Source organism: Streptomyces sp. NPDC052040 (genome assembly GCF_044548405.1).
In the GTDB taxonomy this organism is placed as follows: Bacteria; Actinomycetota; Actinomycetes; order Streptomycetales; family Streptomycetaceae; genus Streptomyces.
Genome location: NZ_JBIUBV010000013.1, coordinates 168399 through 192002 on the forward strand (window position 1 = coordinate 168399; position 23604 = coordinate 192002).

General features: G+C 70.4%; 22 protein-coding genes and 2 pseudogenes. 7 read left to right on the forward strand and 17 right to left on the reverse strand.

The window, feature by feature from the left end; all coding sequences use genetic code 11:
* Positions 1–130 precede the first annotated feature (130 nt).
* Together ACIHAA_RS24150 and ACIHAA_RS24155 are read left to right on the forward strand one after the other, a co-directional pair.
* Complete coding sequence (locus tag ACIHAA_RS24150) at positions 131–946, forward strand: alpha/beta hydrolase (protein WP_399820483.1); 816 nt, start codon at positions 131–133, stop codon at positions 944–946.
* A 51-nt stretch (positions 947–997) separates the two neighbouring features.
* Positions 998–1846, forward strand: coding sequence for an alpha/beta fold hydrolase (locus ACIHAA_RS24155; RefSeq protein WP_399820485.1), 849 nt, complete (start codon positions 998–1000; stop codon positions 1844–1846).
* A gap of 73 nt (positions 1847–1919) precedes the next feature.
* Here the strand turns inward: ACIHAA_RS24155 and ACIHAA_RS24160 are convergent, their stop codons facing one another.
* The 4 genes from ACIHAA_RS24160 to ACIHAA_RS24175 form a co-directional block, all read right to left on the reverse strand.
* Positions 1920–2507, reverse strand: coding sequence for a TetR/AcrR family transcriptional regulator (locus ACIHAA_RS24160; RefSeq protein ID WP_399820487.1), 588 nt, complete (start codon positions 2505–2507; stop codon positions 1920–1922).
* 163 nt (positions 2508–2670) lie between these two features.
* Entirely contained in the window at positions 2671–3171 is a 501-nt protein-coding gene (locus ACIHAA_RS24165; RefSeq protein ID WP_399820489.1) for a methylated-DNA--[protein]-cysteine S-methyltransferase, read from the reverse strand.
* 145 nt (positions 3172–3316) lie between these two features.
* Positions 3317–3871: a GNAT family N-acetyltransferase gene (locus ACIHAA_RS24170; RefSeq protein WP_399820491.1), complete on the reverse strand. Its 555-nt coding sequence runs from the start codon at positions 3869–3871 to the stop codon at positions 3317–3319.
* 33 nt (positions 3872–3904) lie between these two features.
* Entirely contained in the window at positions 3905–4318 is a 414-nt protein-coding gene (locus ACIHAA_RS24175) for a DUF1398 domain-containing protein (protein WP_399820494.1), read from the reverse strand.
* A gap of 246 nt (positions 4319–4564) precedes the next feature.
* On the opposite strand from ACIHAA_RS24175, the gene ACIHAA_RS24180 reads away from it, so the two are divergent.
* The gene (locus ACIHAA_RS24180) at positions 4565–6631 is read left to right on the forward strand and encodes a phosphocholine-specific phospholipase C (RefSeq protein WP_399820496.1); all 2067 of its coding nucleotides are present in this window, start codon (positions 4565–4567) and stop codon (positions 6629–6631) included.
* 122 nt (positions 6632–6753) lie between these two features.
* Here the strand turns inward: ACIHAA_RS24180 and ACIHAA_RS24185 are convergent, their stop codons facing one another.
* The 3 genes from ACIHAA_RS24185 to ACIHAA_RS24195 form a co-directional block, all read right to left on the reverse strand.
* Entirely contained in the window at positions 6754–7461 is a 708-nt protein-coding gene (locus tag ACIHAA_RS24185) for a DUF2470 domain-containing protein (protein ID WP_399820499.1), read from the reverse strand.
* A 43-nt stretch (positions 7462–7504) separates the two neighbouring features.
* Positions 7505–8932, reverse strand: a complete 1428-nt coding sequence (locus tag ACIHAA_RS24190) for an ABC transporter ATP-binding protein (protein ID WP_399820501.1) — start codon at positions 8930–8932, stop codon at positions 7505–7507.
* Positions 8933–9011: 79 nt separating this feature from the next.
* Positions 9012–9404, reverse strand: a complete 393-nt coding sequence (locus ACIHAA_RS24195; RefSeq protein WP_399820504.1) for a nuclear transport factor 2 family protein — start codon at positions 9402–9404, stop codon at positions 9012–9014.
* A gap of 105 nt (positions 9405–9509) precedes the next feature.
* Here ACIHAA_RS24195 and ACIHAA_RS24200 point away from each other — a divergent pair, with 105 nt between their 5' ends.
* Both ACIHAA_RS24200 and rox read left to right on the forward strand, forming a co-directional pair.
* Entirely contained in the window at positions 9510–9953 is a 444-nt protein-coding gene (locus ACIHAA_RS24200; protein WP_399820506.1) for a MarR family winged helix-turn-helix transcriptional regulator, read from the forward strand.
* A gap of 280 nt (positions 9954–10233) precedes the next feature.
* Complete coding sequence (gene rox, locus ACIHAA_RS24205) at positions 10234–11700, forward strand: rifampin monooxygenase (protein WP_399820508.1); 1467 nt, start codon at positions 10234–10236, stop codon at positions 11698–11700.
* Positions 11701–11804: 104 nt separating this feature from the next.
* Here rox and ACIHAA_RS24210 read toward each other — a convergent pair whose 3' ends face one another.
* The 10 genes and pseudogenes from ACIHAA_RS24210 to ACIHAA_RS24255 all read right to left on the reverse strand — a co-directional run.
* A complete protein-coding gene (locus ACIHAA_RS24210; RefSeq protein WP_399820510.1) occupies positions 11805–12347 on the reverse strand; it encodes a DUF1707 domain-containing protein in 543 nt (180 codons plus the stop codon).
* A gap of 178 nt (positions 12348–12525) precedes the next feature.
* Complete coding sequence (locus ACIHAA_RS24215; RefSeq protein ID WP_399820512.1) at positions 12526–13464, reverse strand: ABC transporter permease; 939 nt, start codon at positions 13462–13464, stop codon at positions 12526–12528.
* An 11-nt stretch (positions 13465–13475) separates the two neighbouring features.
* Complete coding sequence (locus tag ACIHAA_RS24220) at positions 13476–14432, reverse strand: ABC transporter ATP-binding protein (protein ID WP_399820514.1); 957 nt, start codon at positions 14430–14432, stop codon at positions 13476–13478.
* On the reverse strand, positions 14429–14779 hold the full coding sequence (locus ACIHAA_RS24225) for a transcriptional regulator (RefSeq protein WP_399820516.1): 351 nt from the start codon (positions 14777–14779) through the stop codon (positions 14429–14431). The genes ACIHAA_RS24220 and ACIHAA_RS24225 overlap by 4 nt, the downstream gene beginning before the upstream one ends.
* Positions 14776–15297: a hypothetical protein gene (locus ACIHAA_RS24230; protein ID WP_399820518.1), complete on the reverse strand. Its 522-nt coding sequence runs from the start codon at positions 15295–15297 to the stop codon at positions 14776–14778. The genes ACIHAA_RS24225 and ACIHAA_RS24230 overlap by 4 nt, the downstream gene beginning before the upstream one ends.
* 623 nt (positions 15298–15920) lie before the next feature.
* Positions 15921–16478, reverse strand: a complete 558-nt coding sequence (tpg, locus tag ACIHAA_RS24235) for a telomere-protecting terminal protein Tpg (protein WP_399820520.1) — start codon at positions 16476–16478, stop codon at positions 15921–15923.
* 10 nt (positions 16479–16488) lie between these two features.
* The gene (gene tap / locus ACIHAA_RS24240) at positions 16489–18702 is read right to left on the reverse strand and encodes a telomere-associated protein Tap (RefSeq protein WP_399820523.1); all 2214 of its coding nucleotides are present in this window, start codon (positions 18700–18702) and stop codon (positions 16489–16491) included.
* 69 nt (positions 18703–18771) lie between these two features.
* A complete protein-coding gene (locus ACIHAA_RS24245) occupies positions 18772–19320 on the reverse strand; it encodes a transposase (protein WP_399820546.1) in 549 nt (182 codons plus the stop codon).
* A 537-nt stretch (positions 19321–19857) separates the two neighbouring features.
* A complete protein-coding gene (locus ACIHAA_RS24250; protein ID WP_399820526.1) occupies positions 19858–20952 on the reverse strand; it encodes an esterase/lipase family protein in 1095 nt (364 codons plus the stop codon).
* A 679-nt stretch (positions 20953–21631) separates the two neighbouring features.
* A pseudogene (locus ACIHAA_RS24255) lies at positions 21632–21992 on the reverse strand (transposase family protein); the annotation flags it as partial.
* Positions 21993–22541: 549 nt separating this feature from the next.
* Between ACIHAA_RS24255 and ACIHAA_RS24260 the strand changes: the two are divergent.
* A complete protein-coding gene (locus ACIHAA_RS24260) occupies positions 22542–23345 on the forward strand; it encodes an RICIN domain-containing protein (protein WP_399820528.1) in 804 nt (267 codons plus the stop codon).
* A gap of 159 nt (positions 23346–23504) precedes the next feature.
* Positions 23505–23604, forward strand: a pseudogene (locus ACIHAA_RS24265) (IS5/IS1182 family transposase); the annotation flags it as partial.

Genomic DNA, 23604 nt, shown 5'->3' on the forward strand with positions numbered 1-23604 from the left:
CCGCGCCGCGGTGGCCGGATGTGACCCAACCGTCCCCGCCCCCCGTTTGCCCCGGGCCGCGACCGGGCGTACCGTTCGGAGTGAACAGAACGTTCTATCTACTTCCTGCCTGCCTTCCTCGGGAGATCTGATGACCGGCGCCTCCCCGGCCCGTACCGTCGTGCTGATCCATGGGCTCTGGATGACCCCGCGCAGCTGGGAGAAGTGGACCGAGCGCTACCGGGCGCAGGGGCACCGGGTCCTCGCCCCGGCGTGGCCGGGCGTCGAGGGCGAGGTCGAGGAGATACGACGCGACCCCTCCCGGATCGCGGGTGTGGGCCAGCGCGAAGTCGTCGCGCACTACGAGGAGGTCGTCCGCGGCCTGGACCGGGCGCCCGTCCTCATGGGGCACTCCTTCGGCGGCGCCGTCACACAGATCCTGCTGGACCGGGGTCTGGGGAGCGCCGGTGTCGCCATCGACTCGGCTCCCGTCAAGGGCGTACTCCCGCTGCCGTACTCCACGTTGAAGTCGGCGTGGCCGGTGCTCGGCAATCCCGCCAACGCGAGCAGGGCCATCTCCCTGACACCACGTCAGTTCCACTACGCCTTCACCAACACCCTCGGCGAGGCGGAGTCCGCCGCCGTCCACGCGCGCTACCAGGTGCCCGGCTCGGCTCGCATGCTCTTCCAGGGAGCCTTCGCCAACTTCCATCCCCGGGCCGCCGCGAAGGTCGACTTCCGCAACGGGCGGCGCGCGCCCCTGCTGTTCATCGCGGGCGGGGCCGACCACATCACGCCGCCGAAGGTGAACAGGGCCAACTGGCGCCGGTACCGCAAGTCCCCGGCCGTCACCGACTACCACGAGTTCCCCGGCCGCTCCCACTTCACCCTCGGCCAGGACGGCTGGGAAGAGGTCGCCGACTACGCGCTCGACTGGGCCGTACGCCACGACCACGACTCCCTCTGACGCAACGTCACCTTCCGTCCCGCAGAGACCATCGAACCCAAGGAGAAACCCATGTCCCACCGCCGCCCGGTCCGCCTCGCCGCCCTCGGCGCAGCCGGACTCGCCCTCGCCGCAGGCCTCGCCACCACCGCCTCGGCCAACCCGGGCCACCACACCGGCTCCGCCGCGAAGCCGACCGTCGTCCTGGTGCACGGCGCCTGGTCCGACTCGTCCTCCTGGAGCGGCGTCGTCAAGCGCCTCCAGGCCGACGGCTATCCGGTCACCGCGCCCGCCAACCCGCTGCGCGGCCTGCACAGCGACGCGGCCTATCTCGCGGACTTCCTCAAGACGATCCACGGCCCGGTCGTCCTGGTCGCCCACTCCTACGGCGGTGCCGTCGTCACCAACGCCGCCACCGGCAACCCGAACGTCAAGGCACTCGTCTACATCGCCGCCTTCGCCCCGGACAAGGGTGAGAGTGTCGCCGCCCTCAACGCCAAGTTCCCCGGCAGCCACCTCACCGACGACCCCAACGCCCCCGTCCCCACCGCCCTGAACGCCGTCCCCTTCACCCGGCCCGACGGGAGCACCGGCACCGATCTGTATCTGAAGCCCGACAAGTACCAGGACGTCTTCGTCGGCAAGGCGTTCGGCAGGGCCACCGTCGCGGAACTGGCGGCCACCCAGCGCCCCGCCACCACCGAGGCCCTCGGGGAGCCGTCGGGCGCACCGGCCTGGAAGACCATCCCCTCCTGGTACCTGGTCGCCCGCGACGACCACGCCATACCCGCCGCGGCCGAGCGGTTCATGGCGGCGCGTGCGCATGCCCGTACCACCGAGATCGCCGCCCCGCACGCCGTCCAGCTGACCAACCCGGGCACGGTGGCGCACCTCGTGGAGCGTGCCGCCGAGACCCGCTGACCCCGCCCCGCCCACCGGCCTCCGCCCTCCCGCCGAGGGGGCGGAGGCCGGTCGTCATGTCCGGGCGGGAAGGTCAGCGAGCGGCCACCAGCGCGGCGACGCCGTGCGCCAGGGTGTCCCCCGCCTTCCGCGGATCGCCCAGATACCCGGCGACCATCGCACCGTCCCGCAGGGCCACCATGGCATCGGCGGCCCGCTCCGGGTCGACGGCGCCCGTCTCCCGGAACGCCTCCTCCAGCACCCGGTGGAACCACGCCCGATGGGCCAGCACCGCCTGATGCACGACGCTGTCCCGGTCCGGGTACTCGGCGGCGGCGTTGATGAACGGACACCCGCGAAAGCCCGGCCCGCACAGCTCCTGCGCTATGCCGCCCGCCACGGCCCCGAGAAAGACCGACGAGTCCGTCAGCTCCTCCCGGGCGGCGGTCAGCAGGGAGCGGATCTCCTGGTCCCTGCCCTCCAGACAGGCCCGTACGAGATCGTCCTTGCCCTCGAAGTGGCGGTAGAAGGTGCCTCGGGCGATCTCGGCCTCGGCCATGACACGGTCGACGCCGACCGCCCGAATGCCCTCGGTGTAGAAGAGCCGACTCGCCGTACGCAGCAGCCGCTCCCGCGCCTCCGACCGGCGCCCCGTCTCGGACGTGCTCTTCACCTTCGACATATCGCCAGTATACGGAACGTTCTATCTCTTGCTTCGGCGCCTCGGGGGCACCACTCCGCCGCCGCCGGGCCCCCTGAACACCGCGCCTACGCCCTCCGAGACGCCGGGAACGGCACGGACTGCCGACACCGCACGCACCGCACGGCGACGGGTGCCGTGACCGTCAGGCGGCCCGCCGCTCCAGGTCCAGCAGTTGCTGTTTGCGTTCCGGTCCGGCCGCGTAGCCCGACAGTGCGCCGCCCGCAGCGATCACTCGGTGGCAGGGCCGCACGACCAGCAGGGGGTTGGCGCCGATCGCCGTGCCGACGGCGCGCACGGCCGCGCGCGGGGCGCCGATGTGCTGGGCGATCTCGCCGTAGGTGAGGGTGGTGCCGTAGGGGATGGCGTCCAGTGCCGTCCACACCCGTCGCTGGAAGTCCGTGCCCGCGGTGATGTACTCGATGTCGAACCGGCTGAGCGTTCCGTCGAAGTACGCGCGCAGTTGGGCGAGGATCTCGGCGAATGCCTCCGGGCTCGCCAGCCAGCCGTCCTGGACGACGGCTCCGCGCTTCTGACCGGGTACGGACAGCGAGACGAGCGCGGTGCCGCCCTTGGCCGTGTCCGACTCCTCGCCCACCAGCAGCAGTTCGCCGAGGGGGCTGTCCATCGTCGTGTAGACCGTCATCGGTCCGGTGTCCTTTCCCGAAGTGCTCCGAGGCATCGGGCTTCGCCGATCTCCCCGCCCCCCACTGTGCGGCATCCCGACCGCCGTGTCCGGCGGGATTCCGACATCGCGCCGGGGGCAGGGCGGGGCACACCTCGCCCGGCTCTCACGCCTGCGCCGACCGGGGCCCCGCACCGCGGGTGATGCGGTACAGCACGCTGGGGCGCAGCGGCCCTTCGGGGGCGGTGGGGTCGTCGAAGTCGTCGGCCGGGTCCCGGGTCATCCCGAGGCGGCGCATCACCGCCTGCGAGCGCACATTGGCGACCGTGGTCACGGCCAGGATCTCGGTCAGCCCGAGGTCGTCGAAGCCATGGGCCAGGACGGCGCGGGCGGCTTCGGTCGCGTAGCCCCGGCCCCAGGCGGCGCGGGCGAGCCGCCAGCCGATCTCCACGCCCGCGAAGGGCATGTCGTCGTCCACCCGGTCCAGGCCCGCGAAGCCGATGAACCGGCCCGTCGCCCGCACCTCGACGGCCCACCAGCCGTAGCCCTGCCGGTCGAACGCCTCCCGGTACCGCGCCACCGAGGCGTCGCTCTGCTCCCGCGTCAGCGGCTCGCCCAGGTGCTTCCGGACCTCGGGGTCGGCGTTCATCGCCGCCCAGGGGGCGAGGTCGGAAGCACGCCATCGACGGAGGTGAAGGCGTTCGCTGCGCAGTTCGGTCATGCCGCTCAGCCAACCACAGCGAGGTCGGACGGGTCAGATCCCGACCGCGGGATAGGTCTCGGTGTAGCTGTCGCCGTCGGCGCCGTAGTAGGTGCAGGTGTGCGCGGCCAGGTCGACGTCGTACCAGACGACACCGGCCTTCCAGCAGCCCTGGACGAACTCGGGGAAGGCGGTCTCGCCCGCCTGGTCGGCGCGCAGTGCCGCCACGAGCCCCTCCCGGTCGAAGGGCGGGACGTCGGCCGTGCCGGTGAGCAGCGGCTCTCCCTGGACGGCCACCGGACCGGCCTCGGTCAGATAGAGCATCGCGTTCGAGGGCACGGCCATCCGGCAGTGGGTCACCCCGGCGCGGCGCAGCGTCTCGGCGAGATAGGGGAAGCCGCCGACCTTGGGCCGGATGGCGGCGGCGCGCTCCAGGGCGGTCTGCACATTCGATATCGCGGTGCTCATGTCGTATCTCCGCAGGTAGAGGAAGGGGCGTCGGCGGGGCGGGTCGGCTCCGACGACGGCAAGCTGACATCACATTTACAGAGTGACAATGCGTTGTCAAGTATTATCTCGATCCAGTAACGAGTCTGGTCCACGGCGACTTTGAAAGGTTCATGTCCATGTTGGCTGGCCCTCGGTCCCCGGCCATGCGGTGCACCCACAGTTACGGCCGCCCCCGTCTCCTCCCCCCTTCCTCCGGAGGTCCATGTGTCCCCGCTCGACCGCCGTACGTTCCTCAGAGGCGCAGCCGTGGTCGGTACCGCCCTGGGCCTGGACGCACTGCCCGCAGGCGAGCACCAGACGGCGTCGGCCGCGTCCGGGTCGATCACCGATGTGAAGCACGTGGTCGTCCTGATGCAGGAGAACCGCAGCTTCGACCACTACTTCGGCAGCCTCAAGGGCGTCCGCGGCTTCGCGGACCGCAGCACGGTCCAACTGCCCGGCGGCTACTCGGTCTTCAACCAGCCGTCGGGTTCGGGGCGGCAGTACCCCTGGCCGATGAGCGCCACCTCCCCCTGGCTGGGCGTGGACGGAGAGCGGCTCGCCCAGTGCGACGGCTCCCTGGACCACGCCTGGTCCTCCCAGCACAAGGCCTGGAACAACGGCAGGATGGACAGCTGGGTGTCCGCCAAGGGAACCAGCCGCACCCTGGGCTTCCTCAACCGCGCGGACATCCCGTTCCACTACGCCCTCGCCGACGCCTACACCGTCTGCGACGCCTACCACTGCTCGATCCTCAGCGCGACCGGCCCCAACCGCACCTATCTGTGGGGCGGAATGATCGACCCCAACGGCACCGCGGGCGGCCCGGCGTACGACGGCGCGGACGAATCCGGGCTGCGCTGGCAGACCTACGCGGAGGCGCTCCAGAACGCGGGCGTGAGCTGGAAGGTCTACCAGAACGCCGCCGACAACTTCGGCGACAACGGCCTCGCCTACTTCTCCGCGTTCCACAACGCCTCCGCCGGGAACCCGCTGTACGACCGGGGCATGGCATCGGTGCCGCGGAGCACCGGTTCGACACCGGACGACATCGCGGCCGCCATCCGGCACGACGTGCTGAACGGCACGCTCCCCCAGGTCTCCTGGATCGTCGCCAACCAGGGCTTCTCGGAGCACCCCTCCGCCCCGCCGAACGACGGCGCGCACTTCATCAACCTCGTCATGGGGGCCCTCAACGCCGATCCGGCCGTCTTCGACTCGACGGTCCTGTTCATCAACTACGACGAGAACGACGGCTTCTTCGACCATGTGCCGCCGCCGGTGCCCCCGGCCGGGACCCCGGACGAGTTCGTGAACGGCGTGCCGCTCGGCCTCGGCTTCCGGGTGCCCCTGTTCGTGGTCTCGCCCTGGAGCCGCGGAGGCTGGGTCAACTCCCAGGTCACCGACCACACATCGGTCATCCAGTTCCTGGAGACCTGGACCACGGCCCTGGGCACCCCGGCGCACTGCCCGAGCATCAGCGCCTGGCGCCGCAAGGTGACCGGCGACCTCACCAGTTGCTTCGACTTCGGCTCCCCCGTCCACGGGATGCCCTCACTGCCCTCCACCAGCGCGGTCATCGGCCAGAGCAACTGCGTTCTGCTGCCCAATCCCGGCGCCAACACCAACGCGCTGCCCGCGCAGGAGGCGGGCACCAGGCAGGCCCGCGCCCTGCCGTACCAGCCGAACGCCTCCATCAGCCGGTTCGAGTACCAGGCGAACGGCCAGGTGCTGCTGTGGATCGACATGGCGAACCAGGGCGTCCAGGCCACCGAGGCGGTCCACTTCTCGGCCTACGCCAACGCCTATCGCAGCGGCGGCCCGTGGCAGTACACCGTCGACCCCTACAACGCCGCCACGCACACGGACGGCCTGGCGGAGGACTACTTCAACGTCGGCAGCGGCTTCGGGAACGGGCTCTACGACCTGAGCGTCGTCGGCCCCAACCGCTTTCTGCGCCGCTTCACCGGCAACGCCCTCGGCCCGGCCAAGGGCATCGAGGTCGGCTGCTCCTACGCCCCGGCTCCGTCAACGGGCAAGCAGGCGGTGTGGTTCCGTATGACGAACCAGTCCACCGCGGACGTGACCTTCACCATCACGTCGAACAACTACCGCGGTGACGGCCCCTGGACCTACCGGGTGGCCGCCGGGCAGTTCACGGACGACTTCTTCAACGCCGTTGCCTATAACGGCGGATGGTACGACTTCACCGTCACGGTCAGCACCGACGGCAGCTTCACGCGGCGCTTCGTGGGCCATCTCGAAACGGGCGCCCCCAGCGTCACGGGCTGAGGCGCGCCCCCTGCCGCCCGGTCCGCATCTCCGCCGGGGTGCGGACCGCGCGGACGGCACTTCACCGTTGCCCGGCCACTGCCGCCCGTCACCGCCCCGCGTGACTCCCGGCCGGGCACCGTTCAGGTCAGCAGTCGGCGGCCCGTGTGGGACAGCCGACGTGCCGAGGCGACCAGGGCATGGATCTGGGGGCCGACCTGGTCGATGTGGGTGACCGGGGTCTTGAAGGCCAGGCGGGCGTCCCGGTGGGTGTGCGGGTGCTCCAGACGCAGGGTCAGCCCGTAGCGGTCGATCCTCAGCGGGAGCACGCGCTGGACGCCGGGGTCCGGCAGCGGGCGGACGAGACGGAGCAGCAGGGGCACCAACTCGCCGTGGTCGTCGACGAGATGGGTCAGCATGTCCGCCTCGTTCACCGCCAGCGGGTCTACCTCGGCGTCCTCCAGGGCCTGCAAGGTGAGATACGTGCGCCCCTCGGAGTCCTCCAGGACCGCCTGGCCGAACTCCATGCAGGTGCTCTCCACGGCCTCCGGGTCGTACGGTGCGGCCAGCAGCCCGGTGAGGGTGAGACGGGCACGCAGCCGTTCGCGTACGGGGGTGGGGGCGATGTCGGTGAGTTCCAGCCGGGCCGGGACGCGGCCGGCCGGTGGGGTGTCGGCGGGATCGGCCGGGGCGTGAAGATGGAAGTGGCCCAACGCCCCCGCGCCGTCGAGGCTGCGGACTTCGCTGTGGATGCCGTCGCTCACCACGGTCATCGAGTGGGCGGCGGCCAGGATCGAGCGGGCCCGCTCGACGGCCGACGGAGCGGGAACGGGGGCAGCGGAACGACGCATCCGGGTCCTCCAGGGCAAGGAACTTAGGTTTGCCTAACCTAACCTACACGCCGTGGGTGACGCATCCCCAGCCCCCTCCCCCTCGCCCGCGATTCCCTGCTCCCGGCCGCGCGTCCAGGCGTTCCAGAGGTCGGCGTAGATCCCGCCCGCCGCCCGCAGCTCCCCGGGGGGTGCCCTGCTCGGCCAGGCGGCCGTCCTCCATCACCACGACCGTGTCGGCGGTGGCGGCCCGGGAGAGGCGATGCGCGACCACCACCGCCGTACGGCCCTCCGTCACGGCCAGGGCCGCCCGGTCGAGGGTCTGGGCCGCGTCACTGCCGCCCTCGGCGGTCGCCTCGTCCAGCACCACCACCTCCGGGTCGAGCAGCAGGACGCGGGCGAAGGCCAGCTGCTGAACCTGACGCGGTGTCAGGTCGGCGCCGCCGGCGCCGACAACGGCGTCCACCCCTTCGGGAAGCCCGTCCACCCAGTCCGCCGCGCCCACCGCGGCGAGCGCCGCGCCGATGTCCCGCGCCGACGCGTCACGCCGGGCCAGACGGAGGTTGTCGGCGACGGCCCCCAGGAACAGATGGTGTTCCTGGGTCACCAGGGCGATCCTGCGGCGGCCCTCCCCCGCGGCGGCGAAGTCGGTCGGGGGGACGGAACCGAGCAGGACACGTCCCTCGATCGGCTGGCGCAGCCCCGCGCCCAGGGTCGCCAGCGTGGACTTGCCCGACCCGGTGGCGCCGACGGTCGCCAGGCGCTGCCCGGGGCGGATGTCGAGATCGATGCCGTGCAGCACCTCGGGGCCGCTGCCATAACGATGGCGGACCTCGCGCACGGCGAGCGCCGCCCCCGGGCGGCCGCAGGGCGCCTCGGACTGCTGTGGGGGCGTGGCGCCGCCCGTGGTGATGCCGACGATACGGGCGAGACCGGCGCCCGCCTGCTGCACGCTGCCGAAGGTGCCGAGCAGGGTGTTGACCGGGGCGAAGAGCCCCACGAAGAAGAGTGCGGCCGTGGTCGCGGCACCGACCCCGGCCGCACCCGAGTGCACCAGCACGAGCGCCACGACAAGGATGGCACTCAGACCGGTGAACCCGGCGGCGTTGAGACGGCCGTAGAACCGGGTCGCCGCCCGCATCGCCCGGAGTTCGTAGGTCATCGCCTCCGCCGAGGCCTCCTCGACCCGGGCGAGCCGGTCCGGGCCCAGGCGCAGTGCCCGCAGCGTGGGCAGTGCGGAGAAGGCGCTGAGCAGGGCCGAGGCGCGGCGCCCGTCGGCGGTGCGGCCCCCCGCGTAGAGGGGCCGGGAGGTGCGCAGATACCAGCGCAGCGTATGAGCCTGGACCGGCACCGCGAGCAGTCCCGCGAGGGCGAACCGCCAGTCCAGGGCGGCCAGTCCGACCAGAGTGGAGGCGATGGTGAGCGCCGCCGCGGTGAAACCCCCGAGCGCCCCGGAGGCCACGGCGGTCAGCCGCTCCGCGTCGCCGGACACCCGGGTCGCCCGCCCCTGCCCGTCCCCCCGCACCCCGGGGCGGCTGCCGCGACGGCAGCCGCTCCGGGGCCGCCCGGGTTCAGCGGGCGCTGCCCAGATTCCGGTCGGCCTCGGCGCCTTCGAGCATGAGAGTGGTCTCCTCGATACGGCGGAAACGGCCGTCGGGCGCGAACTCGCCGAACAGATAGACCTCCGTGCGCACGGTCGACCCGTCCTTCTTGGTGACGTGGACCGTGTGGCGGTCGGCGTAGCGATCGCCGTCGTACAGCTCGTCGTGCACCTCGACGGAGCCCTCGGCGACGACCGCACGGAGGTGGGCGATGTGCTCCAGGAACTCCGTGCGGTCGTCCCACCGGCCGTCCGTGCGCTGGCGGTAGTCGGGGGCGAAGTGCCGGTCGGCAGCCTCCTGGAGGTCGAGGCCGGGGTTGAAGAGCAGGTCGGTCAGTGCGGTGGCGACGCCGGTGCGGTTCATTACGTGATCCTTTGATGGATTCCAACGAGTGAGAATGCGTGCGTTGCGCACGCTTCGCTCATACTGTAACCCATACACGTGCGCCGCGCACGCTAATCTGGATGCATGACGAACGACGTAGGACACGAGATCGCCGACGCCCTGGGGGTCCTGCTCAAACGCAGCACCCGGGTCGAGCTGCACCGGACCCTGACCGCCGGTCTGGGGGAGGCCGTGGACGAACTGACCTATCCGATCCTCAGCGGCCTGTCCCGGGGAGGCCCCCGCAGCGCCGCCGACCTGGCTCCCGATGTGGGACTGGACCGCTCCGGCGTCACCCGCCGGGCCTCCCGGCTGGAGGCGGCGGGGCTCGTACGGCGCGAGCCGGACCCCGCGGACCGGCGCGCCACGCTGCTGGCCCTGACCGAGGAGGGCGAGCGCATCGTGGACGTCCTGCGCCAGCGCCTGTCCACCCATATCGAGAGCAGCCTCACCGACTGGTCGGCCGACGAGGCCAGGACCTTCGCCAGCCAGCTGCGGCGCTTCGTCAGCGAGGGACCGTTCGGCTAGGACGGACGGCAGCGCGGGACGGACCGCAACGCGAGACCGGCAGCGGCACAGAACGGGCAGCGGCACAGGACCGGCAGCAGCAGAGGACGGACTGCGAAAAGCAGAAAGCCAAAAAAACAAAGGCAAGGAGCCGACCGCTCCCTGCCACTCTCAACCTATAGCGCACCGGGGGCCTTGCGGCAAGGCCCCCGGTGTGCTGCACAATCTCCGCTCGAAGCCGGGACCTGGGGAAATCAGGGATGCACGGCACAGCTCAAGAGCTCATACGGCGGGGGTTGTGATGATCGATGTGATCGTGGTCGGCGGCGGACCGACCGGTCTGATGCTGGCCGCCGAGTTGCGGCTGCACGGCGTGGACGTGGTGGTGCTGGAGCAGCTGGCCGAGCCGACCGCGCAGTCCCGCGGGCAGGGCCTGCACACACGCAGCGTCGAGATGATGGACCAGCGCGGCCTGCTGGACCGGTTTCTCGCGGTCGGCGAGAAGTTCCGGGTGGGCGGCTTCTTCGGCGGTATCCACAAGGACTGGCCGGAGCGGCTGGACACGGCGCACCCCTACGGCATCACCGTCCCCCAGCCCGTCGTCGAGCGGCTGCTCAATGAGCGCGCCCTCGAACTCGGCACCGAGGTCCGACGCGGCTGCGAGGCGGTCGGGCTGAGCCAGGACGAGCACGGGGTGACCGTGGAACTGGCGGACGGTACACGGCTGCGGTCGCGTTACCTCGTCGGATGCGACGGCGGCCGGAGCCTGGTCCGCAAGGCGCTCGGGGTCGGTTTCCCGGGCGAGCCAGCGACGGTCGAAACACTGCTGGGCGAGATGGAGATGACGGAGGATCAGGAAAAGATCGCCGCTGTCGTGGCGGAGGTCCGCAGGACCCACTTGCGATTCGGCGCGATGCCTCTCGGGGACGGTGTGTTCCGTGTCGTCGTGCCCGCCGAGGGCGTGGCCGAGGACCGTGCGGCCGAGCCGACCCTGGAGGACTTCCGGCGGCAGCTGCGGGCGCACGCGGGCACGGACTTCGGGGCCCGCTCACCACGCTGGCTGTCCCGGTTCGGTGATGCCACCCGGCAGGCCGAGCGCTATCGGGTCGGCCGGGTGCTGCTGGCCGGTGACGCGGCGCACATCCACCCGCCGACCGGTGGCCAGGGCCTCAACCTCGGCATCCAGGACGCGTTCAACCTGGGCTGGAAGCTCGCGGCGGAGGTGAATGGCTGGGCCCCCGAAGGCCTGCTGGACAGCTACCACTCCGAACGGCACCCGGTGGCCGCCGCCGTACTGGACAACACCCGCGCCCAGATGACACTGCTGGGGACCGCACCGGGCGCGACCGCGCTGCGGGCCCTGCTCTCCAGGCTGATGGACTTCGAGGAGGTGAACCGGTACATGACCGGACTGGCCACCGCGATCTCGGTCCGCTACGACCTCGGCGAGGGCCATGAACTGCTGGGCCGACGGCTGCGGGACCTTCCCCTGAAGCACGGGCGCCTCTACGAGTTGATGCACGAGGGCCGGGGGCTGCTGCTCGACCGAACGGGTCGGCTCTCGGTCGAGGGCTGGGCGGACCGGGTCGATCACGTCATCGGCATCAGCGAGGAACCCGACGCCTGCGACGACTTCGCCAACGGCGGCGAACTCAACGCACCCGCGGTACTGCTACGCCCGGACGGCCATGTGGCGTGGGTCGGTGAGGAGCAGGGGGATCTGCTCGGCCAACTGTCGCACTGGTTCGGCGCGGCCGTCACCGCCTGAGCGCGCGGAGCCGGTCGGCAGTGCCCGCCGTACGGGTCCCGGGGCGCACGCGGCAGGGCTTTCCACCCGGCGGGGAACCCGGATCCTGCGGGGGGGGCGGTTCCTCAACGCCGCGCGTGGCGGACCTTCAGCCGTCCGAACTCCATGGTCCCGTGGATCCGGATCCGCGGGCCGCCGGGGCGGGAGGGCGGCAGGGGGCGGTAGCGCGTGTCCTTCCACTTGGTCTCAAGGTCGTCGAGGTCGACGATCGCGTCGCGCGGAACGATGATCCTGGCTCTGCCGCTGCCCAGGTGCAACTCGATGTCCACCTCTGGATGCTCGATGACCGCCCGGGACAGGTCCAGGCGCACCTTGCCGTATGCGGACCGGACCGTGAGGAAGCGGGGTACGTGCCATGCCCCGCGCCGCGTGATCCGCCCGCTGGCAGCGGCAATCGCGGATGCGGAGTCCACGCCCTCCTTCGCCGCGAGCGCGGTCAGCACCGGAACGAGGTCGCTGTGCGTTGTGGCGGTGAGCGCGCCATGGAGGCGTTCTTCCAACTGTTCGTGCGAGATGAGCCCTTCGGCGTACGCCTCCTGCACTCGCTGCACGGCCGTGTCGCGATCGCCCTCGCCGAGCGGCATCGGGTCCTCCCTCGGAGAAGTCACCGTTGCACCCTAGCGCCCGTGCCCCTTCCTGTTCCGCCCCGGGCAACGACGGCTCCAGCCGGTCGCACTGCCTACCCGTCAGGTCTCCCTGTGCCACCCGGTGATCACCACAGAGTTTCATCGGCCGCGCAGCACAACACTCGCGTCCCTGCGGCTCATCACCCCCTGAACGCGCCGCTCATGCGGCCCTGCTCTGGCGTTCGGTCAGCCGGGAGCCGGACTCGCGGCGGGCGGCGCGGCGCAGCAGCGGGACGGCCAGCAGGGAGCCGATGACGGCCCAGGCGGTGAGTACCAGCGCGACCGTAGGGAGTTGCCAGGAGCCGGAGGGCTCCCCCGCCTGTGCGTCATCCGGCAGCAGGGCCGAGCGCACGCCCTGTGCCATCCAGCGGAGGGGGAAGACGGACGCGATGTCCTGTACCCATAACGGTAGTTGGCCGATCGGGAACATCGCTCCCGAGGTGACCAGCAGCGCCATCGCGGGCAGCATGATGATCGCCAGTGCCTCGCGGGCGTTGGGCAGTACGGCGCCGATGGCCGCGCCCAGTGGTACGACGGCGAGCAGGCCGAGGGCGATGACCCAGATCAGCGTCAGCCAGCCGCGGGGGCTGTGCGGCAGGGGCCCGTCCACGAACAGGGCGGCGGCGCCCAAGAGGACGGTGACGATGCCCATCGCCACGATGACGATCAGCACGGACTTGGCGACCAGATAGGCCGGTATGCCGCCGGGCGTGGCCCGCAACCGCAGCAAGGTGCCCTCGTCGCGCTCGGTCACCAGGATCTGCGGGAGGTTGATCAGCCCCACCTGGAACAGCAGATACGCGGTGAACCCGGCGATCGTCAGGTGCGCCGCGGGGACATGGGTGCCGGGCAGGTCGTCGTGGATGAAGGAGGCGACCGTCAGGGCGGTCACCACATTGCTGAGGTGGCCGATGAACTCCTTGCGGTTGCGCAGGAGATGACGCACCTCGATACCACCGCGCCGCAGCCCGGCCTGCCATGAGCGACGCCGTCGGCCGCGGGCACGGTCCTCCCATGTCGGGCGGCCGGTGGTCCTGTCGGCAGCCCCGTCCGGCGTGCCGGTCCCGCCCCGCGCGGTCCTGTGCCGCACCGCTGTCATGTCCGTCTCCCTCATGCGCATCGTTCGTCCCCCTTCCCAGCGCCCACAAGGGCTACGTTGTCGGCGGTTACGGCATCCGCGGTGCCGTCGGCGTGCTCGTGCACCATGTGCAGATAGGTGTCCTCCAGCGTCGGGCGGCGGACTTCCAGGTCCGCGATGGGGCCGTCGGCCTTGCGGTGCAGTTCCCAGACCAGCAGGGAGGGATCCGCGGTGCGTTCGCGGCGCGGCGCGCCGTCCGGTGCCGTCCAGCGGACCTCCGCCTGTGCGGCTGCCCGCCGGGCGAGCTCGGCGGGTGTGCCGGAGATCCGGATACGGCCGTTGACCAGCATCGCTATTCGGTCGGCGAGACGCTCGGCCTCGGCCAGGTCATGGGTGGTCAGCAGGATGGTGACGCCCTCGTCGGCGGCCAGCCGCTCGACCAGGTCGTGGAACTCGCGCCGTGCCTCGGGGTCGAAGCCGGTGGTTGGCTCGTCCAGGAAGAGGAGCTCGGGGCGGCCGATGATGCCGAGCGCGACGTCCACGCGCCTGCGCTGGCCGCCGGACAGCTGGTCGACCCGGTGCCGGGCCCGGTGGGCGAGACCGACCAACTCCAGCAGTTCTTCGGGGTCACGGGGATCGGGATAGTACGTCGCGAAGTGCCGCAGCAGCTCGGCGACCTGCCAGCGGCGGTGGTCGCGCCACGACTGGAGCACCAGGCCGATCCGGCCGCGCCAGGCGTCGTCGGCGTGCGCCGGGTCCTTGCCGAGGACCCGGACCTCGCCGCCGGAGCGCTGCCGGAAGCCCTCCAGGATCTCAACGGTGGTGGTCTTCCCGGCGCCGTTGGGGCCGAGCAAGGCGAAGATCTCTCCGCGGCGGATGTCCAGGTCGACGCCTTGGAGTACCTCGGTGCCGCCGTACGACATCCGTAACTCCCGTGCGAGGACGACCGGTTGGCGAGAGTCGGCGGCCATGCTGGGGGTGCTGGTCATCGGCTTGTCTCCGCGTGCTGCTGTTCGGGGGCTGTCGGCTGCGCCACCGCGGGGCCCGCGCCCTCGACGATGGCGCGGAGAGCGGCGACATGGCCCTCGAAGGCAGTGCGTCCACGGGCCGTCAGCCGAACCCTGGTACGGCGTTTGCGCCCGCCGCCCTCCTTGCGGATCTCCAGATACCCGGCCTCCTCCAGGGTGTGCAGCTGCTTGGAGAGCGCGGAGTCGCTGAGCGAGAGGCTGTCGCGGATGAACGGGAAGTCGGCCCATTCCGTGGCGGACAGCAGGGCCACGATCACCAACCGGGTGGAGGGATGGATCAGTTCGTCGAAGCCCGTGGGGGTACTCATGGGCCTGCCTCCTCGTGAGTGGCTTGTGCGGCGTGGCCGTGCAGCGCGCGTTGGCGGAGTGTGCCGACCGCCCAGCGGTTCGCCGGTCCCGTGAAGAGGACGAACACGGCAGCCGCGGCGGTGGCCGTGATCACGCTGGGGCAGGGCAGGGCGAGTGAGTCCGCCAGGTGGCCGGAGAGCAGGATCGTGCCGCCGGTGAGGCACCCGCCCGCGATGAACGTGGCGAAGCTGCGCCAGCTGTAACGGGAGCGGTGCAGCCGCATCCTGGCGCGGCGGCTGTAGACGACGGCCAGGGCGCCCAGGGCGCCTGCATAAGCTGCCAGCACCAGCCACCGCCCCCACACCGGGAGCTTGAGCCCCCAGCCGGCGAGGAAGACCCACATGATCGCGGCCGTGATGTAGGTCGACTTGGGGTCACCGTGCGCGCATCGCTCGATCTCGTCGTACACCCGCTCCTGCGGCACCCGGATCCGCTGGAGATCCTGCCAGGCCCGCTCGGCATCCACCGGTGTGGTCATGCCATCGCCTCCCCGAAGACATTGCTGGACCGCCGGGGCACACCGGACCGGATGAGGCCCGAACACCCCCGCATTCACTTGCCCATGCGGAAAGTTAGCGTCGGCTTTCCCGATAGGCAAGTCGAAATGCCTCCACCGTGTCCCCCGCCAGTAGGCCCTCAAGCCAAGGACGGTGGCCTGTCCGGCCCGGCTGGGATTCCGAGGCGCGTTCAGCCGCTGCCGTCGACCCGGGCCTGCGGGACCGGCCCAGAGGTGCGGAGGTTGTCCTCGACGGGGGCCGCCTCGTTGGCCGTGGCGGTGCGGCGCGGGCCCGGGCCGACGGTCAGGCCGCAGAGCCGCGGGAAACCCCGCCGACGGCCTCGGCAGCGTCCAGGAGGCGGTCCTCGCGGAGACGGCGGGCGGCCATTCCGAGGCCGTCTTCGATCCAGACGCTGCTGACCGGATTCCACGCCGCGGTCCTTGGGTCCCGGACAGGAACAGGTGGGCACTGGCGGTGCAGGGCCGCCTCCTGCCGCGGTGGTTCGGGCAGGCCGCGAGCCGGTCGCGGACCGGCTCACACGCACATCCGCCATGGGAAGTGCTCTGTCACATCGCCCACGGGACGACAACGCCCCGGCGCCGGTCTACAGGTCGAACTCGAGATGCTCGACCTCGGTGAGCCGAACCTCCTCCAGCTGGCCTGCGCGGCGGCCGTTGTCCTGGAAGTACACCTCCTTGAGCCCCTCGGCGGCGATCTGCTGGAGCTGCTGGTCGCCGGCGCCGGCCTGCTGGGCGTCGAAGAGGCGGGCGGCGTAGTGGGGCGGCAGCGCGACCGTCAGGTGCCGCAGCCGGGCCTCGTCCGTCGTGCCGATCGGCGCGGTGTAGCCGATCCGGGCGCGGGTGTCGATGACGATGCCGCCGGTGGTCGCCGCCTTCTGCCGTGCCCTGGCGCGGATCTGCGGCTGCCACCGCTTCTTCACCTCGGCCTCCAGGCGCGCGGCGAGGTCCGGGCGGGGCTTTTTGATCTGGTCTTTGACGTACCGCTCGACGGTGCGCTGGGAGATGCGGAGCAGCTGGGCGACCGCCCTGGTGCCCTTGAGCTGCTTGACCAGGTAGCGCATCTGCGCGGGCGCGTTCTTGGGCGCCGGGCGGGTGAACGCCTTCTGCACCGCGGCGTCCAGGCCGTCGCCGAACAGGCTCATCGCGCTTCACCTACTCCCCGGTGTCCTGGTCGGTGACGGTGCCGTCCTTGATGTAGCGGGCGAGGTTGAGTTCCGGGGCGTTGAACTGCTCGCGCACGCCTTCACCCCACAGCACGCTCTGGGTACCCTCCCATTTCACCAGGCCCGGGTTCACGCCGAGTTTGAAGCCGCCGGGCAGCGGCTTGCCGTCACGGTAGGGCAGGAAGTCCAGTGGGGAGGGCCCGCCGGACGCGTAGACGGCGCAGTCCGAGAGGACGGCCACCGGGTACTGCCCGGTGAAGGCGGCGTGCTTGACGATCTTGCGGTGCATGTTGATCCGGGTCCGGGAGATGACGGCGGCGCGGATGTCCGGGCGCCAGGTGGGCCGGGCGAGGGCCCGCCACGGCTGCCCGGGCTTCCAGCCCTCGCCGCGCGGACGTTCGCGCAGCTTGCCGATGCCGCCCTTCACGGTCGCCTTGATCGCCGACACCACGATCGCCAGCTGAGGATCACGCTGCCGGTAGCCGTCCATCGCCGCAAGGAACTCCTCCGGCGGCAGGTCCGCGCCCACTCCGAGGTCGGCCATCGTGGCGATGTACGCGTCGCGCAGCCGGTTGTACCAGGCGTCCAGGTAGCGGCCGTTGTCGTGGCGGACGTACGCCTCGACCGGCGTGACGTCGTAGCCGAGCTCCACCGCGTAGGCGACGGTGGGCGTCGCGTACCAGGCCGGCCCCTCCGGGCGGTCACCCTTCGGCGTGAACGGACTTGGCAGCAGCTCGCCATCCAGGTCCGTCCACTCCTTTGCGAGTTTCACATGGGACAGGTCGACGTGGCTGAGGTCGACCAGCCAGGAGCCGGGCAGTCTCGCGTCGAAGACGGGGTTCTTGACGTGCGTCGGCGCGCCCAGGCCGACCGTGAGACCGTTCGCACCGGCCGCGAAGGCCATGTTCACATCGATACCCACCAGGTGAGGGCGAAGGCATTCGGCGTCGGTGAGCGGGCGCGCCCAGTCGTACGCCTCCTCCACCAGGACCTCGGCCGGGGTGCGCTGATGGAAGCGCGGCAGGTCCGCCAGGAGCGGGTGCCCGTCGGGTGCCTCGCACGGCGCGCAGCCCACCGGATCCTTGCCCAGCGAACCGGGATTGTGCTCGGAGTGCCGCCTGCCCGCCGCATCCGGTTCGGAGGCACGGGTCGGCGGATGCAGCGCGGTCATCAGCTCAAGACCGGTCACGGCGGTGGAACCGCGCGGCGTCATCACCCGGGCCGCATACGTGCCCAGCAACTGGGCGAGGTCCGCCGGCGGCAGCTGCCCCGCACCGGCCCAGTGCCGGGTGTCCAGCGCGTCCCACGACGGAATACACAACTGCACGCAGGATCGCTCCGAACCCTGCGCGGGACGGTAGATCCTCGCCCACGGCCCGAAGCCGCGTTTGGTCAGCTGCCAGCCGGCACGCGTCAGCTGCTTGATGACCTTGTGGCCTTCCGGGATCCGCCCGGACAGGCGCTCCTGCTGGGTGAGCGTGACGGGCAGGCCGTAGTGCTCGCACGCGGCCCCGGTCAGCACGACCAGCGGGTCGGCGTCCTTGCCCGGCCCGGACAACTTCGGCTGACCGAACCGCCCTTCACGCAGCGTCCACTCCACCAGCGCCGGAATCGACTTCGCCGGTACGTCCAGGACCAGACCGCCGACGCAGTACGCCGACACCTGGCCGTCTGCCTCGACGTCGACGACCGCGAGCGGACCGTTCTCGAAACGCGCATCGGAGCCGGGGGCCGGTGTTCCGGCCGGGGCCGCCCTCCGCACGGCTGGGCGGCGCGACGTCGGCGCGCCGCCGGCTGCCGGGCGCGGTACAGCGGCAGGGGCGGCAGGGCGCAGTGCGGTGTCCGCAGCCTCCGCGGCCGGTGCCGTACGGAGCCGGGCCGGTACGACTGCCGGTTGCGCGAGAGCCGGTGGTACGGCTGGTGCCGCGGGGGCCGCCGTGTCCTCGTGAGGCACCGAAGCGTTGGCCGGGTAGAGCTCGGCGAGTTGCTTGAGCATGCGGGCGTATGCATCGCGCTCCGGCGGCCGCGGCTCGGTCTTGCCGACCTCCCAGCCGCTGACCGTCGCCCGCCGCACCTGCAAGGCAGCGGCCACCTCGTCCAGCGTCAGACCGTGCGCCAGGCGCAGCCGCCTGCGCTCCGCCGGGGGCGGCAACGACGAACGGGACGCGACCAGCGCGTCGACGGCATCGAACAGCTCGGACATGCAGCACCTCCAGCCCCGCAACCTTAGCGCGAAGCGCACATCTCGCGTACCGAGCACGTCACGTTCCACCTACCCATCACGTACGGACAGCGTTCGGCTGCCGTGTCGGTGGGGGGTGAAGGACATGATCGCCATGCAGACGCAATTCAGGGCAGCGGTCTCGTTCGGGAAGTGTCCGCGGGCCTTGACCGCCCGCCGGATCCTTGCGTTCACGGCCTCGATCGCGTCGTGCGTGCAGACGATGCCGCGGATCTCGTGGGCGAACCGGGGGAACAGGGGGAACTCTCCTCCAGAGGGGGGCACCCCCACCCAGGTGTGCTCCCAGAACCTGACGACCGCCAGGTACTCCCTCCCCCGGGCGTGGGCGAACTCGGCGAACCGTTCGAGCGCGGCCCTCCTCGGTGGCGGCGGCGCACACGGACCTGAGGATCGTGCGGCCCCTGCTGCCCCGGGCCGGGCTGGGGCGGCCGATGCGGGATGACCGGACGGTACTGAACGGGACCGCCCGGAAGTTCCGGGCCGGGGTCCCGTGGCGGGACGTGCCGGGCGGCATGGATCGTGGGCCAGTGTCCACTCCCGTCTCCTTCGGTGGGCAGGCGACGGGATCTCCGGGCGGATGCTTCAGGCCGCGCGGGCGAACACCGGCCCGGCAGGTGGCATCGAAGGGCTGGTGTCGGGCGACTCCAGCATCGTCCGGGCCCACCGGCACGCGGCCCGCACCCGTTTCACCGCTGTGCTGGACGCGATACGGGTGCCCCGGATCGGACCGGGCCGGCCTCGGATGAGGCCAGCCACGTCACCGACGACGGGGGCTACAGCCGAAGGCCGTCCGCACCAGGCTGCGACGCGGGGCATCGCCCACGGACTGCCCCAGCGGTCCGGCCAGATCACCGGCCGGACCCGGAGCGGCAGCCGAGGCGGCCGACCGCCGGCCTTCGCCAAGCGGGTCTACAGACGCCGCAATGCCATGGAAGGGTGCTTCAACCGCCTGAAGCAGGGGCGGTGCATCGCCACCCAGCAGTCGGGAAAGCCTCGACGCTGTGGTGTTCGACTTTCTGCCCTGGGAAGGGTTCCGACCGGTGGCACGCAACCAGCCAGCGTCACACAACGTCCGCAACAGCCGACATCAGGAAGCAGCATCAGGGGTGGCGATTCTTACGCACGTACTTGCTGGGTGGCCTCATGAGCCACCCCATTGACTGTTTCGGTGACGGTCACACTGAAGTCGCCACCGCGGATGCTTCCGTTAATTTCCAGTTCCCAGTAACCGCCGCTCTGCTGGACGAACTCGTCGCGGACGACGGTACGCGGGGTGTCCCTGACGACCACGCGGACCTTGCTCGCCTTCGGGTCGACGGAGCCCTGGAAACTCGTCACGGTGGTGATTTGGCCGTGAGTGACGGTGGTAGCAGTGATATTCGAGGGCGGGAAGACTGAGTCGGCGACGATGTGCGGGCCGTCCTTGTACTCCCGGACACGGTTCACCACGTGGTCGATGACCTTGTCATTGCGCGGGAGGTCTCCGTGCTTGACACCGTCGATGTGAACGGAACGGTTGTTGGGGGCAGCCGGGAGTCCCGATACGCCATTGTCGATGACGCCGTCGTCGGCGGAGATGACTTCCTCGTAGTCGGTCGGCATCGGAGTCGGGTTGGTGTTGAGCGGCTCCATGAACCCGGAGTCGTTGAGTTCGCACGTGGAGGCGGTGACGAGATCCTTCAGCAATCCCTTGCCACAGGCCACCCCCAGTCCCAGCTCTACGTACCACTTCTGCCCTGGGCCGAGGTTGGGTCCACCCAACGAGGTCCAGCTGGCCACCCGGTTCCCGAATTCGTGGGTGACCTGCTCAGGAGAATAGGGCCTGCCGCTGTTCTGGATGGCCAAACGTGTGGGAATGCTTCCGAGGGAGTGCGCGACGATTGCGATCTTGCGTGTCCTGCCGAACTTCTCGTTCACCGCGTCCACGAACCGAGTTGCGTTGATCGTGTTGGAGTCTCGCCAGCCTTCGAAGTCCCACGCGAACAGATCGCCCTCGGGCCATCCGGCGGCGGCGAACTTCTTCTTCATCGCGTCGAACGCACTTGCGGTGTCGTTCATGCCGTGCACGAACACTACGGCGGGGAGCTGCGAGTCGCTCTGCGCATGGGCTGGAATCGGCAGGGTCACGGACAGCGGGGCCAACAGCGTGGCCAGCACGAGTACGTGCAGCGGTGCGCGCCTCATAGGCTGGAGCCGCATCTTGCGAAGCATGAGGGTCCTCTCAGAGGGTGTGGAAAGGGGACGGAATTCGAAGGGCTCAGCAGCTCGCATGCGTTGCGCGGGCGGAATGCGCCGCCCGGTGAGCAACCGAGGGTGGGACGCTCAAGGCTCCAGGCCCCACGGGACCAGGAGAAGGGCAGGGTCCCGGGCAGCGGCCCCGCACGTCCGGAAACTCGTGGCCCTCTAGCGACGGATCGAACGCGTAGCTGACCTCATCGAGGCTGAACACAGGCCTTTGAGGGCGTGAGGGGACGACTGCTTCGGTCCAGGCCCCGGCCGGCGGAGCCTCCGGGGCGTGCGCGGACAGGAGCGCATCGTCGTGGGCACAGCAGGACTCCAGGAGGTTCGGAACCACGGAAGCTTGGAAGCAGACGTGCGGGCACTTGCCGTCTTCCCTCCTATGCTTGCGGCCTCCAGCAGCTCTCAGGGCTGTCTTTCGTCATGCCGGACCCCTGTCGCATGTCACATCAGGTCATGACCCGCAACCGACCCCCAAGTCGGTCTACCCGGTGAGGGTCGCGGTGGGGTGCGAGGTCCAGAGCTACATCGAGGCGATGGGCGGCGACGAAGTCGTGGCTGTCTCCCTTTCGCCGGACGGCGTCACGACGCCGGATGGACGGGGCACCTTCGCTGTGAACCAGAGCCAGCTCATCCCGTGAGAGCGAGAGGCGTGAAGTCGGGCGATGCCGAGCATGGCCCGGTGAACGCCGGTGCCCTTGAATCGGCAGTCGCGCAGGATCTTCCGGTTCTTCAGCCGGGGCAGGGCGCGTTCGACCCGGGCTCGGGATCCCGATCGCCACGACGAGATGGCCAGCAGCGGCGAGACGGTCAAGAATGCGGTCCGCCGCGGACTTCGAGATTCCGAACAGCGGCGCCACCTGCCGCGGTGTGCGCCCGCACGCGGCCACCAGCAACACCCGCTCTTCGAGCGGCAGTCGCCAGGGACGGCCGCGCTGAACGTCGCCGCCACGGCGCCGCACCCACGCCACCAGACCCCAGCGCCCTGCGGAGCTCACCGCCCGTCGACCCACGACGACGCCGACCCCGCCGCGCTCCGCGTGCTCGTTCAGCAGCTCCTTCCCCCCAGAGCTCGACACAGTGCATGAGCCATCCGCGGGAGATGCAACTTTAGTTGCGCAGGTTGCAACCTTCGTCGTGGATCACAGCCTCAACACGCTGGAAGGATAGCCGCCAAGGACAAGGCAGCAGCACCCGTGCTAACGCTGCCGGACCTGTGGACCCGTGTGCAACTGCCGTGCTCCGGCGGCCTTCGGCGCCCACCCCCAAGCAAGTCTTGACCGCCCAACGGCAGCGTCCCGTCCAGATCAGACGCCATCCACCGAAAGGCTGCAAGATCCATGCCTCGAACGTCCCACTCCGTTGGAATTCTGACGACAAAACTGCATTGGCTCGGCAGGGTGTCTCTCGCCGCTGCCACGGCAGCGGCAGTGGCCTCAGTCGCCTTGAGTACAGGAAGCACCGCCCAAGCGGCCGGGGCAGACAATGGCCGGAAAGAAAGCCGCGCAGCCTCCTCCGTGCTGCCGTTCACGCCGAAAATCACCCCGGGATACTGCGGCTCCTTGACCGGGAACAAGGTGCACGACATCGTATGGGAATGGCCCAAGAACGCAGAGTTCAGCGACGTCAAGATGGTGATCCAGCGCTACAATTCCGATAGCGGCCAGTTCAATGGAACAGCCCACTACTTCGACTATCCGTCTACTGACCCGGCACGGACGGTCTCCAATGTCGGCAATGACGTTGACAGGTGGCGCGCGTGGTTCGAGGGGCACAACGTCTTCACCGGTGAAGTGGTGCGTAGCCAGTACGCCGTCTTCAAGTCCAGGCCCACCAGCTGGGGCCACTGCGAAGTGAACATCATCACCAGCGGATCAGATGCGGGCGAGTGGCCGGCAAGCCCGATCGGACATTCCGGGGCCACCCTGACTCTCCAAAGCACCGAGTCGGGCAAGTTCGCCACCCGCGAGGGTACGAAGGTCAAGCAAAGCAATGGCACCAGCAGCGCTTCCCAGCAGTTCACGATGGAGCACACTGCTGGCGGCTACTTCCGGCTGAAGAATCAGGGGTCCTGCGTCGCCCACGCGCCCAAGTCCACCCCCCAGGACCTGTTCATGTACCCGTGCGGGTACAACCAGCAGGAGTGGCGCATCGTGCCGGTGTGGAACGGGAAAGGCGGCGGCTGGAAGCTGGTGACCAAGGACAACCAAGTCCTCGACCTCCCAGGCTTCTCGCATGACGACGTCGCACTTCAGACCCACTCCCAGCACACAAATGACAGCAACCAGACCTGGCGCATCCAGTGGATCACGGCAGCCACCGCCAACACGCAGCAAGAGACTCGCGTTGCTCGGCTGACCCGCTGACTCCGGCAGGACGGGGCGAACATCACCGACCGGGAACAGCGCGACGCCACCCGGGAGTCGACCGACGCAAGAAGCCCATGCCGGGGGCCTGGTGCGCCCAAGTCCAGGAGCAAGACAAGGAGTTCGCCGCCCCACCACCGGCCGCCAGGCGACACAGAAGTGGAGTGGAGTTGGATTGTTCCGGACGGGCTGTGGGGGAGCGCGAAGCCGCTGATCCCTCCGTCGAGGGTTCGGCCGCAGGGTGGGGGCACGCAGGGCA